Annotated in this window: 12 protein-coding genes and 1 pseudogene; 8 read left to right on the plus strand and 5 right to left on the minus strand. The window is 72.3% G+C overall.

Annotated elements, in window-relative coordinates; translation table 11 throughout:
• Positions 1-87: 87 nt before the first annotated feature.
• The gene (locus IEY89_RS11620; protein ID WP_189147268.1) at positions 88-765 is read left to right on the plus strand and encodes a PDZ domain-containing protein; all 678 of its coding nucleotides are present in this window, start codon (positions 88-90) and stop codon (positions 763-765) included.
• Between the two features lie 9 nt (positions 766-774).
• On the opposite strand, the pseudogene IEY89_RS11625 reads toward IEY89_RS11620, so the two are convergent.
• Positions 775-1,523, minus strand: a pseudogene (locus IEY89_RS11625) (metallophosphoesterase).
• 191 nt (positions 1,524-1,714) lie between these two features.
• On the opposite strand from IEY89_RS11625, the gene IEY89_RS11630 reads away from it, so the two are divergent.
• Together IEY89_RS11630 and IEY89_RS11635 are read left to right on the plus strand one after the other, a co-directional pair.
• Positions 1,715-2,842, plus strand: a complete 1,128-nt coding sequence (locus IEY89_RS11630) for an aminopeptidase P family protein (RefSeq protein ID WP_189147269.1) — start codon at positions 1,715-1,717, stop codon at positions 2,840-2,842.
• 54 nt (positions 2,843-2,896) lie between these two features.
• Positions 2,897-3,844, plus strand: a complete 948-nt coding sequence (locus IEY89_RS11635; RefSeq protein WP_189147270.1) for an aminoglycoside phosphotransferase family protein — start codon at positions 2,897-2,899, stop codon at positions 3,842-3,844.
• A gap of 14 nt (positions 3,845-3,858) precedes the next feature.
• Here the strand turns inward: IEY89_RS11635 and treZ are convergent, their stop codons facing one another.
• Entirely contained in the window at positions 3,859-5,604 is a 1,746-nt protein-coding gene (gene treZ / locus IEY89_RS11640) for a malto-oligosyltrehalose trehalohydrolase (RefSeq protein WP_189147271.1), read from the minus strand.
• Between the two features lie 182 nt (positions 5,605-5,786).
• On the opposite strand from treZ, the gene IEY89_RS11645 reads away from it, so the two are divergent.
• The 3 genes from IEY89_RS11645 to IEY89_RS11655 all read left to right on the plus strand — a co-directional run bounded on the left by IEY89_RS11645 (position 5,787) and on the right by IEY89_RS11655 (position 8,296).
• The gene (locus IEY89_RS11645) at positions 5,787-6,338 is read left to right on the plus strand and encodes an FHA domain-containing protein (RefSeq protein WP_189147272.1); all 552 of its coding nucleotides are present in this window, start codon (positions 5,787-5,789) and stop codon (positions 6,336-6,338) included.
• Positions 6,339-6,515: 177 nt separating this feature from the next.
• A complete protein-coding gene (locus IEY89_RS11650; RefSeq protein ID WP_189147273.1) occupies positions 6,516-7,841 on the plus strand; it encodes a M14 family zinc carboxypeptidase in 1,326 nt (441 codons plus the stop codon).
• Positions 7,838-8,296 (plus strand): SSI family serine proteinase inhibitor, encoded by a 459-nt coding sequence (locus tag IEY89_RS11655; RefSeq protein WP_189147274.1) that lies wholly within the window; start codon positions 7,838-7,840, stop codon positions 8,294-8,296. The genes IEY89_RS11650 and IEY89_RS11655 overlap by 4 nt, the downstream gene beginning before the upstream one ends.
• A gap of 42 nt (positions 8,297-8,338) precedes the next feature.
• Here the strand turns inward: IEY89_RS11655 and IEY89_RS11660 are convergent, their stop codons facing one another.
• The 3 genes from IEY89_RS11660 to glgX all read right to left on the minus strand — a co-directional run bounded on the left by IEY89_RS11660 (position 8,339) and on the right by glgX (position 14,576).
• Positions 8,339-9,595, minus strand: coding sequence for a M14 family zinc carboxypeptidase (locus IEY89_RS11660; RefSeq protein WP_189147275.1), 1,257 nt, complete (start codon positions 9,593-9,595; stop codon positions 8,339-8,341).
• A gap of 335 nt (positions 9,596-9,930) precedes the next feature.
• A complete protein-coding gene (treY, locus tag IEY89_RS11665; protein ID WP_189147276.1) occupies positions 9,931-12,330 on the minus strand; it encodes a malto-oligosyltrehalose synthase in 2,400 nt (799 codons plus the stop codon).
• Positions 12,331-12,440: 110 nt separating this feature from the next.
• Positions 12,441-14,576 carry a glycogen debranching protein GlgX gene (glgX, locus tag IEY89_RS11670; protein WP_189147277.1) on the minus strand — a complete coding sequence of 712 codons (2,136 nt, stop codon included), beginning with the start codon at positions 14,574-14,576 and terminating at the stop codon, positions 12,441-12,443.
• Positions 14,577-14,766: 190 nt separating this feature from the next.
• On the opposite strand from glgX, the gene IEY89_RS11675 reads away from it, so the two are divergent.
• Both IEY89_RS11675 and IEY89_RS11680 read left to right on the plus strand, forming a co-directional pair.
• Positions 14,767-15,591: a Tat pathway signal sequence domain protein gene (locus IEY89_RS11675; protein ID WP_189147278.1), complete on the plus strand. Its 825-nt coding sequence runs from the start codon at positions 14,767-14,769 to the stop codon at positions 15,589-15,591.
• A gap of 79 nt (positions 15,592-15,670) precedes the next feature.
• Positions 15,671-16,969, plus strand: a complete 1,299-nt coding sequence (locus tag IEY89_RS11680; RefSeq protein WP_189147279.1) for a copper amine oxidase — start codon at positions 15,671-15,673, stop codon at positions 16,967-16,969.
• The last annotated feature ends 70 nt before the right edge of the window (positions 16,970-17,039 follow it).

The following is a 17,039-nucleotide window of genomic DNA, read 5'->3' on the forward strand; positions in this document are numbered from 1 at the left end:
GCCCATGTCCGACCCCGCGTCAGTCTCACTCGTTCGTGGCTCGTGGTGCGCCGGTGTGCCGGGTAGAGCATCTGGCGGAGGCGAACCATGGAACAGACTGCGCTGCGTCCCAAGCCGATGCCCGGTCAGGAACCGGCCGGCGGCGTCACATCCCGACCGGTCCGGCGCCCGCATGCGGCGCGACGGCGCGGCCGACGGCTGACGACCCTTCTGTTCGGCCTGTTCGTCGGGGCCGTCCTGGTTCTCGCGGGGGTCGGGCTCGGCACGCTCGGCGTCACGGTGATCGGTATGAGCAAGCTCGCGGACCTGCAGCGGCAGGCGGGGGAGAGCGGCCAGAAGGGGCGGTCGGGGGAGGCGCCGGGCGCACGGGGTGGAGCGCCCGCCGAGTCCGGCTCCGGCGCCGGGGCCGCGTCCCGGTCCGAGTCCGGATCCGCGTCCGGGGCGGCTCCTTCCCGGTCGCCCTCGGGCAGCGCGAGCCCGGCCTCCTCGTCCTCGGCCGTGACCGCGACTCTCGGTGTCGAGGCCGTGGACGCCGAGAAGGCGGGAGCGCTGCTCGTCGGCGTCCATGTGCCGGGCCCGGGCTACAGCGCGGGCCTCGTGCGGGGCGACGTACTCCTCGCGTTCGACGGGAACCGGATCGACTCGGCCTCCGATCTCGCCCGGGTGGTCGCCCGCGCCCGCCCCGGTACGGAGATCACCCTCACGGTCCTGCACCGCAGCGGCGGCTACCAGCGGCTGGTGGCGATCCCGGGTGTCGTCACCTGATCGCCTCCGTCATGCGACCACCCTGAAACGGCTGGTCAGCCGCCCGGTGTCGTCCAGTACATGAAAGGCGAAGCCGACCGGAGCGTCCCGGTCCGCGGCGTCCTCGCTCTCCCAGGGCAGCCGGAGGGTCCACGTCACGCCCGGGCCGGCGAGCAGCGGCCGGCCGGCGAAGGCCGTGGCCGCCGGCGTGTGCGCGTGTCCGGTGACGAGCCCGGCGATCCGCGGCCGGCGCTCCATCAGGGCGGCCAGCCGGCCGGGTTCCTCCAGCCGGTAGGCGTCGGGCAGGGGATGGTGCAGGGCGGATGGTGGAGGGCGAGCAGCGCCGGCATGCCGTCGTCCAGTTCGTCGAGCGTCTCGTCGATCCAGTCGTAGGTCTCGTCGTCGAGGGCGCCTTCGTCGCTGCCCGGCACGCTGGAGTCGCACATCAGGACGGCGGCGTCGTCGAAGACGTGCGCGCTGTTGACCGGCCCGTCGGTGGCGGGCAGTCCGAGCAGCGCCTTGCGGTAGGGCGCGCGGCTGTCGTGGTCGCCCGGGCAGGTGAGCACCGGAAAGGGCGCGTCGCCGGTGCGCAGCCCGAGGATCCGCGCTGCCTCCTCGTACTCGGCCTCCGTGCCGTGGTCCGCGATGTCCCCGGTCACCAGCAGGGCGTCCACATGCTCCGGCAGCTCCCACAGCCGGTCGCGTATCTGTTCGGCGCGCGCCGTCGACCGCGCGGTTCCGTCGAGGTGCAGATCGCTGATGTGGGCGAGTACGAGCATGGGCCTCCACCTCTCTTAATGGTTCTGGCAGATCTAAGCATTAGATCTAATGGTTGCTCAACTCCTGGCCGTTAAGCGAAGGGGGTGGGGGAGGTGACGCGGGTGGTGGGGGCCGTCAATGGGCTCGCGCCGCCCCGTGCATCCGGGCAGGATGCTGCCCGTAAGCCCCTCGCTCTTCCACGGAGGCCCGGATGACCGGCAGCACACCCGCGCCCTTCACCGCCGACGACTACCGGGCCCGGATGCGGCGCGCCGCCCGCGCGGCCGAGGACGCGGGGCTCGCCGGACTCCTGGTGGCACCGGGACCCGACCTGGTCTGGCTCACCGGCTACGCGCCCACCGCGGTCACCGAACGCCTCACCCTGCTGGTGCTGGCCGCCGGACAGGACCCGGTTCTCGTGGTGCCCGCCCTGGAGGCCCCGGACGCGGCACACGCGGCGGGCGCGCCCGCCCTGGCCCTGCGCGACTGGACCGACGGCAAGGACCCCTACGCGGCCACTGCCGACCTCCTCGACCCCGCGGGCCGCTTCGGGGTCAGCGACAACGCCTGGGCACTGCATCTGCTGGCACTCCAGCAGGCGCTGCCCCGCAGCTCGTACGTCTCGCTCACCGAGCGACTGCCGATGCTGCGCGCGGTGAAGGACGCGGCGGAACTAACACGCCTGGCAGCCGCGGGCGCGGCTGCCGACGCAACGTACGAGGAGATCCGGAAGTTTCCCTTCGGCGGACGCCGGGAGAGTGACGTCGCGGGCGATCTCGCCGATCTGCTGCGGCGGTTCGGACACTCCCAGGTCGACTTCACGATCGTCGCCTCCGGCCCCAACGGCGCCAATCCGCACCACGAGGCCGGCGACCGCGTCATCGAGCACGGAGACATGGTCGTCCTCGACTTCGGCGGCCTCCTGCACGGGTACGGCTCCGACACCTCCCGCACGGTCCACGTCGGCGAACCGGACGCCGAACAGCGCCGGGTCCACGACGTCGTGCGCGAGGCCCAGGAGGCGGGCTTCCGGGCCGTGCGGCCCGGCGCCGCGTGCCAGGACGTCGACCGTGCGGCCCGCGCGGTCATCACCGAGGCCGGGTACGGCGAGTACTTCATCCACCGCACAGGTCACGGCATCGGCGTCACCACCCACGAGCCGCCGTACATGATCGAGGGCGAGGAACAGCCCCTCGTCCCCGGCATGTGCTTCTCCGTAGAACCCGGTGTCTACCTGCCCGGACGCTTCGGCGTACGCATCGAGGACATCGTCACGGTGACCGAGGACGGCGGCCGTCGCCTCAACGACACGACCCGCGAGATGGTCATAGTGGACTGACCGCACGCCAGGAGCCCACCCCCGCCCTCACCCCCGGACGACAGCGGCCCGATCATGACCCAGGCACCGACACCCACCGCGGACACGGTCCGCAGACTGCTCCGTTCCCTGCTCGCGGACGGCACGACCGGTACCGCCGGCCCCGACGTCCGGCCCGTCCGCACGGCCGGGGCGGCCGGCGAGCACTCCACCTGGTGGGTCGGCTCCCGGCACGTACTGCGTCTGGCCCCCGACCGTGAGACGTCCGCGCGACTGCGCCGCGAACCGCGCCTGCGCGACCTCGTACGCCCGCACATCGGCGTCGCCGTCCCCGTCGGCGTGGCGCACGGCGAGTGGGCCGACGGACTGTCCTACACGCTGGACACCAGGCTGCCCGGCGGCTCGGCCGAGGAGCACGACGTCTCCGCGGTCGGCGAGGCGGACCTGGCCGCGCTGCTCACAGGGCTGCGGGAGGTGCCCGTACGCCAGGCCGAGACGCTCGGTGTGCCGAGGGTCGGGCCACGCTCCCTGGAGGCGCTGCGGCGGGCGGCCGAAGGCGCGGCCGAACGCCTCGCCGAGGCCGACGAGTTCGACCCCGTCCGGCTCGACCAGCTGACCGCGTCCGCCACCGCACAACTCGCCGCGCAGGCCGGTACGGCGGTTCTCGTCCACCACGATCTCAGGGACGAGCACCTCGTGGTGAGCGCCGACGGGCGGGTGCGCGGGGTCCTCGACTGGACCGACGCGGTCGTCGGCGACCCGGCGGAGGACATCGCCGGCCTCGCCCTCGCGGTCGGCTCACCCGCCGCCGTACGGGCCGCCACCCTCGCCGGGTACGCGGCCCGCCCCTGCCTGCGCGGCCTGTGGCTCGCCCGCTGCGACACGGTCGTCCGGCTGGCCGGGAGCCTCGCCGGCCGCGACTCCGGCCCGCTGCCACTGCTGAGAGTCCAACTGCGGCGGGCGTGGGAGGCGATCCTCCTGGAGCGCGTGACGGAGCTGCGGGAGGAGGACGAGGAGGGGTAGGTCTCACCCCGTGCTCACCCTTGCTCCAGCACCACGCAGGACTCCCCGGGAACGTGCAGCAGCCCGTCCCCGCCCGGCAGTTCGACCGGTTCCCAGGCGGCCAGCACCCGCGCCCGCCGCGGGCCCAGGGGGATCGCCGCCGACTTCGGGGCGAGGTTCGCCACGACACGTACGTCCCCGCGCCGGAAGGCGAGCCAGCGGGCCTCCTCGTCGTACGCGACCTTGATGTCCGAGAGGTCCGGGTCCGTGAGGTCGGGCTGGGCGTGGCGCAGGGCGATCAGCTCCCGGTACCAGGACAGCACACGCGCGTGCGACCCGCGTTCGGGCTCCGACCAGTCGAGGCAGGAACGGTCACGGGTCGCCGGGTCCTGGGGGTCCGGCACGTCCTCCTCGGCCCAGCCGTGCGACGTGAACTCCCTTCGCCGGCCCCGCCGTACGGCCTCCGCGAGGTCCGGGTCCGTGTGGTCGGTGAAGAACTGCCACGGGGTGCCCGCCGCCCACTCCTCGCCCATGAACAGCATCGGCGTGAACGGCCCGGTGAGCATCAGGGCGGCGCCGCAGGCGAGCAGCCCGGGGGAGAGGGAGGCCGAAAGGCGGTCGCCCTGGGCGCGGTTGCCGATCTGGTCGTGGGTCTGCGTGTAGCCGAGCAACCGGTGTGCGGCGACGCCGGTGCGGTCGAGCGGGCGGCCGTGCGCGCGGCCCCGGAAGGACGAGTACGTGCCGTCGTGGAAGTAGCCGCCCGAGAGCGTCTTGGCGAGCGCCGCGAACGGGGCCCGCGCGAAGTCCTCGTAGTAGCCCTGCGACTCACCGGTCAGTGCCGTGTGCAGGGCGTGGTGGAAGTCGTCGCTCCACTGCGCGTGCAGTCCGAGACCGCCGCCCGCGCGCGGGGTGACGATCCGCGGGTCGTTGAGGTCGGACTCGGCGATCAGGGACAGCGGCCGGCCCAGGTCGGCGGCGAGGGCGTCCACAGCCGTCGACAGCTCCTCCAGGAAGTGGCACGCGCGCGTGTCCCGCAGCGCGTGCACCGCGTCCAGCCGCAGCCCGTCGATCCGGTAGTCGCGCAGCCAGGCCAGCGCGCTGCCGAGCAGATACGCGCGCACCTCGTCCGAGCCGGGCGCGTCCAGGTTCACCGCGGAGCCCCAGGGTGTCTGATGCGTGTCCGTGAAGTACGGGCCGAAGGCGGGGAGATAGTTGCCGGACGGTCCCAAGTGGTTGTGCACGACGTCCAGGACCACACCGAGACCGAGTGCGTGCGCCCGGTCGACAAAGCGCTTCAGCGCCTCCGGGCCGCCGTACGGCTCGTGCACAGCCCACAGCGACACCCCCTCGTACCCCCAGCCGTGCCGCCCCGGGAACGGGCACAGCGGCATCAACTCGACGTGGGTGACGCCCAGTTCCACCAAGTGGCCGAGCCGCTCGGCCGCCGCGTCCAGTGTGCCCTCGGGCGTGTACGTGCCGACGTGCAGCTCGTACAGGACCGCGCCCGGCAGCGCGCGCCCCGCCCACTCGCTCTGCCAGATGTGGCGCCCGTGGTCGACGACTGCGCTCAGTCCGTCCGGGCCGTCCGGCTGTCGGCGCGAGCGTGGGTCGGGCAGCACGGGGCCGTCGTCCACGGCGAAGCCGTATCGCGACCCGTGCCGGGCCTCGGCCTCACCGGACCACCAGCCCGCGCGCTCCGGATCGCGCTCCAACGTGTGCGTGCCTTCGTCGCACTGGAGCGTCACGCGACTGGCCTGCGGTGCCCACACCTCGAAGTGCACGGACGGTTCCCCTTACTCTGCCGAGCGGTGCTCACCGGGACGTAGCCCGTCCCATGGTGCTTCAAACGCCGACGGTCCGGGCTTCCTCCGCACGGTTGCCCCCGGTGTCGTCATGTCGGCCCGGTGGCCGCCGTTTCCGCGTTCTGTGGACACCCCGCGCGCGCTGCCCGACAATCACGAACGTGACGTCGTCCTTCGAGTTCCACACGTACCCACCGCGCCTCTCCGACGCGGAACGCGACCGGGCGCTGAAGGCGCTGCGGGAAGGGGTCGCTCTGGGTCGGCTCTCGCACGACACGTTCATCCGGCGCATGGAACTGGCGCTGGCCGCCCGCCGGTCCGACGAGCTGGCCGCCCTCACCGCAGACCTGCCCACCGAGAAGCGCCTGTCCCGCCTGGTGTTCGGGACGGTCGAAGCGGTCTCCGGCTTCACGGTACGGCTGCGCAGGGCCTGGCAGGCCGAGCGGCTCCCCAAGCTGCTGCTGCCCCACCCCGGCAACGGTCACCCGCTGCGCATAGGGCGCGACCCCGCCAACGGACTGCGGCTCACCCACGAGACGGTCTCGCGCGTCCACGCCGAACTCCGGCACCAGGGCGGCCTGTGGGTGCTGCGCGACCTCGGTTCGACCAACGGCACGACGGTGAACGGGCGCCGCGTGATCGGCGCGGCCGTCGTCCGGGACGGCGACCAGATCGGCTTCGGGAACATGGCGTTCCGCCTCTCGGCGGAGTGAGGCCGTTTCCGCAGGGCCGCTTCCGCCGGGCCGCTCCCCCGGAGCAAGTCACTTTGCGTGTCGCGGTGTTGACGTACCTCCCGAGCCGTGACTGACTGTGCGTGCGCCATGTACACCAAGTGAACCGACGGCCCCGCTGGGGAGGTTGCCCTGTCGCCGCTCCTCCGCTACCCGTCCGTGGACGAGCTTGCCGACCGGGCCGCCGCCCTCGTCGCCCGCCATCCCGCCGACGCCCGGCTGCGCACCGTGGGCACCTCGCGCGCGGGCACGCCCCTGCGGCTGGTCTCCGTGGGACACGGCAGCCGTCAGGCCCTGGTCGTCGCCGGACCGCACGCCAACGAGCCCGTGGGCGGTGCCACCGTCCTCCGGCTGGCCGAACGGGTCCTCACCGACCCCGGACCGACCCTCCGCGCGGACGCCACCTGGAACCTCCTGCTGTGCCTCGATCCCGACGGTTCGCGCCGTAACGAGGGCTGGCTCGCGGGTCCCTACACCCTCGGCCACTACTTCCGGAACTTCTTCCGGCCCGGCTTCCTGGAACAGCCCGAATGGCTGCCCGACGGCGCGGCCCGGGCCGCTCTGCCCGAGACCCGCGCGCTGCTCGCCCTCCAGGACGAACTGCGGCCGTTCTTCCAGTGCTCGCTGCACGGCGTCGATGTCGGCGGCGGCTTCGTGGAACTCACCCGCGACCTGCCGGGCCTCCCGCAGCGCGTCGCCGAGACGGCGGCCCGGCTCGGCATCCCGCGCGAGCTGGGCCCGTACGACAGCCTGTACTGGCCCGGACTGGGACCCGCCGTGCACCGGATACCGCCGCCGAGGCGTGGTGACCTGGCCGCCGCCATCACCGAGGCCGCCGTCGAGTCGACCTGGTTCCATCCGCACCGGTACGGCACGGTGACGGCGATCGTCGAGGCGCCCATGTGGGGTGTGGCCGCCGTGGAGGACGACACGGCGCCCGTCGACGCGGACACGGTGCTGCGCACCGTCAGCCACACGCTGCGGCACGACACGCGGTATCTGGAGGTGGCCCTCGGACGGTTGCGGCCCCACCTCGCGCGCGTGCCGGACGCGGACCGTCTCCTCGCCCCGGTGGACGACTACCTACTGGTCTGCCCCGGTCTCGCCGACGCCTGGGACCCCGACACCGACGACGGCACGGCGCGCCGGCTGCCACCGCTCAGCAATGCCCACCTGGCCGCCCTGCGCATCGCCGGACGGCGGCTGGCGCTGCGTACGGCGGGGCTGCTGCACCAGCTGGCGCGCGGCGCCGGGCCGGAGGCCGCCGAGGTCCTGGGCGCGCTCGACCGGCTGATCGACGAGTGGTGCGCCGACTACCGCGACGGCTGCGGGGCGCGCTGGATACCGGTCGCCCGTCAGGTGGAGTACCAGTCGCGGGTGGCGCTCGCCGCGTTCGAACTGGCGGACCGCCGCACGCGCGCGGGATCACGTTCGGGTGAGTCGGGCTGGGGCGCGGGGACCGCGGTGCCGATGCACAGGGAATGACCCACACGATCAGCACCGGCAACACGATCGAGCCCGTCCGGATCAGCAGGCCCGCCGGCACCGCGCGAGCGGTACGCGGTGCCCTGCTGGCCGTCGGCCTCCTCCTCGCGGGCTCCGCCCCGGCCCAGGCGGTCTCCCAGGAGGACGTCCGGGGCAACTGGCTCTACGTCACCGTCACCCGGGGCGAGTCGGGCGCCGCCGACACCCGCGGCACGCTGGTGCTGTGCGACCCGCCCATGGGACACGCCCAGGCGGCCCGCGCCTGTGCGGAACTCGCCGCGGCGGACGGCGACATCGGCGGCATCCCGCCGCGCAAGACCCTCTGCCCGATGCTCTACTCGCCCGTCACCGTGCACGCGCGGGGTGAGTGGAACGGCCGTCCGCGGGAGTACGACAGGACCTTCTCCAACGGATGCGAACTGGGGGCGAGGACCGGGGCGGTGTTCGCCCTGTAGGGCCTTGTCGGGGGCGCTCCGGAGGGGCACGGTTTCGCCTGCCTACCTCCTAGGAGCTCCCTCGCGCGCGTGCCGCGCCGCGGCCACCACCGTGCGTGCCTGGTGCTCGACCTGGTGCTCCAGGGGCACCCAGCGGGCCCGGAAGCGGTCCATGAAGGCCTCGCTCCAGGCCGCGACCAGGTGTTCGAGGTGCGGTGCCGCGCGGTCGTCGGTCTCCCGCAGGACCCGCAGCAGCATCGCGGCGGCCCGCAGGGGCAGCCGGCGGCCGAAGGCGTCCACGCTGCCGACGTACGCCATCGTCGTGTCGGCGGGCGGCGTGTGGGTCCAGTCGGCGGCCAGCCCGGGCACCAGCTCCAGCGCCCACCGGGTGGCCCGCAGCAGGGGCCCCTCGGCGCCCGTCAGACGGGGCTGCGCGTCGGCGAGGACCTGTTCGACCTCCACCCCGTCCCGCAGCAGCCGGCCCGCCAGCCGCCGTATCGCCGCCGCAGGCGCGGGATGCGGGGCCGGATCGTCCACCAGGTCGCTCGCCCACATAGGCACCTCGACGACCGCCGTCAGGCCGCCGTACCGGTGGGCGTGGTACCAGGTGCTGTGCCGCGCGTCGTCCGGCATGCTCGGGTACGCCGCGTCCGAGCCCGGCGCCGGCATCACGTGCACGCCGGGCCCCGACGCGGGCCAGCCCGCCGCGTCCGACGCACCTGTCTCCACCGGGATGTGCAGCTCCGCCGCCGACTTGGCGAACGGCTCGGCGAGCCCGGGGACGTCCTTCGTCAACTGCACCCAGCTGCCGCCCACATCGGTGCCGTGCAGGGTGACCTGGAGATAGGGCCGCAGTTCGTCGATGACAGTGGTCAGGGCACGGGTCTCCGGCGGCAGGCGGTCGGGAGGCAGGACGGAGGGCGCCCACTCCGGCTGCTCGGGCCCGGCGGGCCGGTAGAAACCGAGGTGGTAGTCGAGCAGGCTGCGCGGCGTCGGCGTGACGTGCAGGCTGGCCCCGTCCGGGTCCGCGCACAGCAGGAAGTGCCAGGAGGTGCCCGTCCGCAGCTCGCGGTCGTGCACGGCCCGTTCCGCGAGCGCCAGGAGCGTGGAACCGCCCGTGGGTTCGTTGGCGTGGGCGCCCGCGACGACGAGCACGGCGCGTTGTGCGTGGCCCACGGACAGCAGGTGCAGGGGCCGTCCCGCGCGGGAGAGGCCCACCTGCCTGAAGACGCACAGGCCGGGCCGCTGAGCCGCCAACGCCCGGGCGGACGAGACGAGTTCGTTCACACTGGGGTAGCGCTGCTCCGGTAGGAGACTCACCCCCGTCTGGTCCACCCGGCGTCGCAATCCGCAGTACCCCATGGCGTTCAGGAACTGTCAAGGAGGTGGTGGGGGCGGCTCCAGGGGGCGCCAAGGAGTATTCACCGTCGGCGGGAACGGCCAGTGAGGACATCTGCCGTGCGGGACGGCCGCACATCTCCCGCCGAGAGCGCGTACGCGTCCCATGGGCGGGGCGCGAAAGGGTCGACGGCACTCACCACGACGCGCTGGTGGTCCCGCGCGGGTGCCGGGAGTGTGCGCCTCTGCACGCCGGGCGCTGAGGCGCACACATGGGCGCGCGACGAAGTGTTCGCGCCCCCACCCCGACCTCCCCCTCACTCCTCGCCGACACGCTCCAGCAGTGCCACCGGCAGCCGCGCGAAAAGCTCCTCCACGCGCGCGTGCCCCGTGAACTCCCGCTCCGGAACCAGCAGATCGGCCCACCTGCCCGGCGGCAGCGGCAGCCGAGTGTCGTGCCAGCCGCCCGTGTCCGCCAGCCGCAGGGACAGCCGGGTCACCGCCGTGACCACCTCCCCGGAGCGCGCGAACGCAACACAGTGCGCCGCCGCCGGACCCTCCGCGTCGAGCGGCGTGTACGTCGCCGTGTCGCCGAACACCGCCGGGCGCCGCGCGCGCAGCCGCAGGGCAGTCGCCGTCAGCGCCCCCTTCTCCCCGGGGACATCGAGGGCCTCGGGAGGGAACCGGACGGGACGGCGGTTGTCCGGGTCCACCAGGGCCCGGTACTCGCTCTCCGTGCCCTGATAGAGGTCCGGTACGCCCGGCATCGTCAGGTGGACCAGCGCCGCGCCCAGGACGTTCGCCCGGATGTACGGCTCCAGGGCGCCCCGCAGTGCGGCCACGTGCTCGCCCGGCGCCCCGCACGGACCCGCCGCCACGAACGCCGCCACCGCCGCCTCGTACGCGGGCTCCTGCTCCGTCCAGGCGGTGTGCAGGCCCGCCTCCCGGACGTGCTTCAGCAGGGCGCCCTGGAGGCGCTCACCGTCCGCCGGGCCCAGGCCGAAGGCCGTCTGCCAGGCCGCCCACGCCAGCTGGGCGTCGGGCACGCCCTCACCGGCGCGCGTGACCTCCGCGAGGACGTCGGCCCAGCGCTGCGGGCACTCGGTGAGCACGGCCAGCGCCGCGCGGACGTCGGCGCTGCGCTTCGTGTCGTGCGTCGACAGCACCGTCCCCGTGGCCGGCCAGTCGCGCTGCACGCGCGCGCAGTAGGCGTGGAAGTCCTCCGGGGAGACCGCGGGGCTGCCCGGACTGCCTCCCACCTCGGTCGCCGACAGCAGCGGCACATAGCGGTAGAACGCCGTGTCCTCCACGGACTTGGCCCGCAGCGCCGACGAGGTCTGCGCGAACCGGTCCCGGAACTCCACCCGCTCGGGCCCGTCCGCGTCGCGGCCCTGCCCGAGCAGCAGGCCCCGTACGACGTCCACGGCGCCGCCCTCCTCCGGGACGACGAACGCCTGCCGTGCCTCCGCGGCGGCCTCCTCGGTGACCACGGAGGCCGTGTCCCCAGGGGTGTAGGGGCGGTAGACCTCCATACGGACCAGCAGCTCCCGCAGCGCGGTACGCAGGGCCCAGGGGGCGCGGTCGCGCAGCGCGGGGTCGGGGGAGGCGGCGCAGAGACGGTTCGCCACGCGGGTCAGCCGGTCCACCTCGGTGGCCAGCTCGTGCGTCACCACCTTGTACGCGGCCCGCCGTACCGTCGCCTCCCAGTGCCCGCCCCGGTCGGCCTGGGGGGCCGCGAACCGCCGGTACTGGCCGAGGAGCTCACCCACGCCCGCCGGGTCCGTGAACAGGCCGTCCAGGTGCCGCAGGGCGTCGTAGCCGGTGGTCCCCGCCACCGGCCAGCCCGCCGGCAGGTGCTCCCCGTCGGCCAGGATCTTCTCGACCACCGTCCAGCGGCCCCCGGTCGCCTCGTGCAGCCGGCGCAGATACCCGCCCGGGTCCGCGAGACCGTCCGGATGGTCGACCCGCAGCCCGTCCACCACCCCGTCGGCGAGCAGCTCCAGCAGCTTCCCGTGCGTCGCCGCGAACACCTCGGGGTCCTCGACCCGTACCCCGATCAGCTCGGAGATGCTGAAGAAGCGCCGGTAGTTGAGCTCGGTGCGCGCCAGCCGCCACCACGCCGGGCGGTACCACTGCGCGTCGACGAGCTGCGGCAGCGGCAGCTCCTCGGTGCCCTCGCGCAGGGGGAGGACATGGTCGTAGTAGCGCAGGACGTGACCGTCGTACCCCAGGTGCGCGTCCTGCCACCGCTCGACCTTCAGCTGGTCCCACACCTCGCCGAGCGGCTGCCCGAGCACCGGCAGCAGCAGGCGCCCGCCCTGCGCCTCCCAGTCGATGTCGAACCACCGCGCGTACGGTGAGCCGGGGCCTTCCCGGAGCACCTCCCACAGGGGGCGGTTGTGCCGTGGGGACATGGCCATGTGGTTGGGCACGATGTCCGCGACCAGGCCGAGACCGTGCTCCCGCGCGGTGTGTGCCAGCGCTCGCAGCCCCTCCTCGCCGCCCAGCTCACCGCGCACGCGCGCGTGGTCCACGACGTCGTAGCCGTGCGTCGAGCCCGGCACGGACTCCAGGAACGGCGACAGATGCAGATGCGAGACGCCGAGCGAGGCCAGATACGGCACGGCCGCCGCCGCCGCGCCGAACGGGAACGAGGGCTGGAGTTGCAACCGATAGGTCGCCGTGGGCACGACCGGGTCAGGACGCTCAGGTGTCATGGGAACCTACGTACCCGCCCCACCGCCTTTCGTGTCATCGACTCCCGCACACGGCCGCCGAAACGGACCTCCACGCGCGCGTGGAGGTCCGTGAGAAGGCAGTAGGAAGGCTAGGCCGGGCGTTGCAGCACCGTCAGGCTGCGGTCCACCAGGGTCAGACGGTCGCCCGCCGCCACCTTCGCGCCCGTGCCCGGTGCCACGCCCTCCGGGCGCGCCGTGTCGATCACGACCTGCCACTGCCGGCCGTGGTTGACCGGCACCACGAACTCCAGGGTCTTCGGCGAGGCGTTGAACATCAGCAGGAACGAGTCGTCGGCGATGCGCTCCCCGCGGGAATCCGGCTCCGAGATGGCGTTGCCGTTGAGGAACACGCTCATCGCGCCCGCCTGCGCCGAGTTCCAGTCGCGCTGGACCATCTCCTCGCCCGCCGGAGTGAACCAGGCGATGTCCGACAGGTCGTCGTGGGTGCCCTCCACGGGGCGGCCGTGGAAGAAGCGGCGCCTGCGGAAGACCGGGTGGTCCTTGCGCAGCCACACCATCGCGCGGGTGAAGTCCAGCAGTTCGGCGGAGCCGGAACCGGATTCGTCGCTGTCGCCGTCACCCGGCCACGGGACCCAGGAGATCTCGTTGTCCTGGCAGTACGCGTTGTTGTTGCCGCCCTGGGTGCGCGCGAACTCGTCGCCGTGGCTGATCATCGGCACGCCCTGGGACAGCATCAGTGTCGCGATGAAGTTCCGCAGCTGGCGTGCCCGGAGCGCCAGGACGTCGGGGTCGTCGGTCTCGCCCTCCGCGCCGCAGTTCCAGGACCGGTTGTGGCTCTCGCCGTCCCGGTTGTCCTCGCCGTTGGCCAGGTTGCGCTTCTCGTTGTACGACACCAGGTCGTTGAGCGTGAAACCGTCATGACACGTCACGAAGTTGATCGAGGCCAGCGGGCGGCGGCCGTCGCCCTGATAGAGGTCCGAGGAGCCGGTGAGCCGGGACGCGAACTCCGCGAGCGTGCGCGGCTCGCCCCGCCACATGTCCCGTACGGTGTCGCGGTACATGCCGTTCCACTCGGTCCACAGCGGCGGGAAGTTGCCGACCTGGTAGCCGCCCTCGCCCACGTCCCACGGCTCGGCGATCAGCTTCACCTGCGACACCACCGGGTCCTGCTGGACCAGGTCGAAGAACGACGACAGCCGGTCCACCTCGTGGAACTGCCGGGCCAGCGTGGCCGCCAGGTCGAAGCGGAAGCCGTCGACGTGCATCTCGGTGACCCAGTAGCGCAGCGAGTCCATGATCATCTGGAGCACGTGCGGGGACCGCATGAGCAGCGAGTTCCCGGTGCCCGTGGTGTCCATGTAGTAGCGCTGGTCCTCGGCGAGCCGGTAGTACTGGGCGTTGTCGATGCCCTTGAAGGACAGCGTCGGGCCGAGATGGTTGCCCTCCGCGGTGTGGTTGTAGACCACGTCCAGGATGACCTCGATACCGGCCTCGTGCAGCGCCCGCACCGCCGACTTGAACTCCAGCACCTGCTGGCCCCGGTCGCCCCAGGAGGCGTACGCGTTGTGCGGCGCGAAGAAGCCGATCGTGTTGTAGCCCCAGTAGTTGTTCAGGCCCATGTCCACCAGCCGGTGGTCGTTCACGAACTGGTGCACCGGCATCAGTTCAAGGGCCGTGACGCCCAGTGCGGTCAGGTGTTCGATGATCGCGGGGTGGGCGAGGGCGGCGTAGGTGCCGCGCAGTTCCTCGGGCAGCGCCGGGTGGCGCATCGTCAGGCCCTTCACATGGGCCTCGTAGAGCACCGTGTGGTGGTACTCGGTGCGTGGGCGGCGGTCGTCGCCCCAGTCGAAGTACGGGTTGACCACCACCGACGACATGGTGTGCGGCGCCGAGTCGAGGTCGTTGCGCCGCTCGGGCTCGTCGAAGTGGTAGCCGTACACCTCCTCGCCCCAGGTGATCGAACCGCTGATCGCCTTGGCGTACGGATCGAGCAGCAGCTTCGCCGAGTTGGACCGCTGGCCGTGCTCGGGCGCGTACGGACCGTGCACCCGGAACCCGTACCGCTGCCCCGGCATCACACCCGGCAGATACGCGTGCCGGACGAACGCGTCGCTCTCCCGCAGCTCCACCGCGGTTTCCGAACCGTCGTCGTGGAGCAGACACAGCTCGACCCGGTCGGCGGCCTCCGAGAAGACCGCGAAATTGGTGCCGGCGCCGTCATACGTGGCACCGAGTGGGTACGCATCTCCTGGCCAGACCTGCATGCGCTCGACTCTCTCAGTTGTGGTCCATCGCTGGGGCCTACTCCCCTCCGAGTCTCCCCGAAAGTGATGGAACCACCTACGACTTACGTCCCTCTTACCGGTCGACCAGTGCGTACCCGCATACCCGGGTATGCCAAAACTTTTTCTTATCACGTACTCCCTGGGCTGCGAGGGGGAGTAAGGGGACAACGTGCGCAAGATCGTGCGCCGCCACCTGGGCAAGGTGGTTGCGGGTACGGGGATCGCGGTGGCGGGTACGGCCGTGATGGTCGCCGTGACGCTGCCGGGATCGGCGGGGGCCGACGAATCGGGAGGCACCGGGACCACCGGGAGCACGGCGAGTACGGGCGGCGGCGCGGGGCAGCCCGCGCAGGAGCAGGCCGCGGTGCAGCCGGGTGTCGTCGAGCAGGTGCCCGTCGAGGGCGAGAAGGGCGAGGGCCGGGATCCGCTGACCGACGGTGAGATGGCGCGGGTCGAACGGATCGTCCTGAACCGGCAGCTGCTCAACTCCAGTGAGAACGTCGAAGGCGAGCGGGGCCCGCAGCGGATCGGCATCGACCTCGCCGACCCCGAGGCCGCCGAGGCGGACGACCCGAACGCGCCCCGCCGCGCGGACGTGTCGTACTACGACTACAAGGACGACACCCTGGTCACCAGGACCGTCAACCTCGACACCGGCAAGGTCGAGCGGACCGGCGTCCAGCGCGGCGTGCAGCCGCCGCTGAGCCGCGCCGAGACGGCCGAGGCGACCAGGCTTCTGATAGCCGACTCCCTGGGCGCTGGCCTGAAGGCCGACTACAAGGACGCCACCGGCGCGGAACTCACCTCGCCCGACCAGCTGCTCGTCAGCAGCATGGGGTACCGGGCCACTCCGGGCGCCCAGCCCGCCGTACTCGACGCGTGCGGCGACCATCGCTGTGTGCGGCTCTTTCCGAAGGTGAAGAACGGGCCGTGGATCGACGCCCGTTCGCTCGTGATCGACCTGAGTGCCCGCAAGGTGGCCAGGCTCGGCTGACCCGGGGCGACGACCGCCATCGGTTCACCTCCCAACCTTTTCCCTGCTCAACTCTCTCCTCCTAGGGAGTCTCTTCGTCATGCGCGAAAAGTATGTGCTCGTCGGCCTCTCCGCGGTCGCGCTGGCCGCCGGCCTCACCACCGCGGCGGGGCCGGCGACCGCCCAGCCGAAGGCCGGACCCGTGCCGCCCGCCGAGTGCAGCGCGCCCTACCGCATCGAGCAGAAGCTCACCACCGGCACCACCTGGCGGATGTGCTGGCGCTACGAGAGCGAGGCCGGGCTCGTCCTGGAGAACGTCTCGTACCAGCCTCCGGGGGAGTCCCAGCCGATCAAGGTGCTGAACTCCGCGAAGCTCGGCCAGATACACGTCCCCTATGACGACGGGAAGGCCGAGTACCAGGACCTCACCGCGGCGGGCTTCGGCCAGGGTCTGATGAACCTGGCGCCCGGTGAATGCCCCGGCGGCACCATCAAGACCGTGGAGGTCCCCGAGGCGTGGGACCCGGACAACGCGAACGTCAAGGGCCTGTGCACCACGACCCGTTCGCGCGGCCACGCCTACCGCATGCAGAGCGACACCGGCACCAAGGTCTGGCAGACCCAGGGCAAGGACCTGCTCGTCTACACCGTCAACCAGGTCGGCTGGTACGAGTACATCACCGAGTGGCGCTTCCAGGACGACGGCACCGTCAACATGAACATCGGCGCCACCGGCAGCCTCGCGCCCGACGACTACGACGCGGGTGACGGCCGTGGCTGGCCCATCGGCAAGGGCGCCAAGGCGTACGCCACCAGCCACAGCCACAACGTCTTCTGGCGGCTCGACTTCGGCCTCGACGGCTCCTCCAAGGGCAAGGTCGAGCAGTACGACTCCGTGGTCAGTCCGCCCGCGAACGGCCAGGAGGGGCCGACCAACAAGACGACCCGCACCCAGGTCAAGAAGGAACTCGCGGGCGACGCCAAGAACATGCGCTGGTGGCGTGTGGTCAGTGCCACCGGCAAGAACAAGGACGGCCATGCGCGGTCGTACGAGATCGTCCCCGGCGCCACCACCAAGTACCCGGGCCGCAGCTACACCCGGCACGACGTCTACTTCACCGAGTACAACAAGTGCGAGCAGTTCGCCAGCGACAACCTGGGCGACTGCGGTGCCGGCGCCAAGAGGTCCGTCGACGGATGGGTCAACGGCCAGACCCTCACCCACCCGTTGGTCTGGGTGAACGTGGGCTTCCACCACATAGCCCGGGACGAGGACCAGCAGCCCATGCCCGTCCACTGGCAGGGCTTCTCCATCGCCCCGCGCGATGTCACGGCTATGAATCCGCTCACTCCCGCCGGGCTCGCCAACCAGAACGGGCATGTCGAAAGCGGTAGTTGAGAAACGACCCTGTCCATCCTGCTGCACCGCCGACCGCTCCCGGAGTACCCTTCCTTGATCGTTGGCCGGG

It is taken from the genome of Streptomyces lacrimifluminis, from assembly GCF_014646095.1.
Lineage (GTDB): Bacteria > Actinomycetota > Actinomycetes > Streptomycetales > Streptomycetaceae > Streptomyces > Streptomyces lacrimifluminis.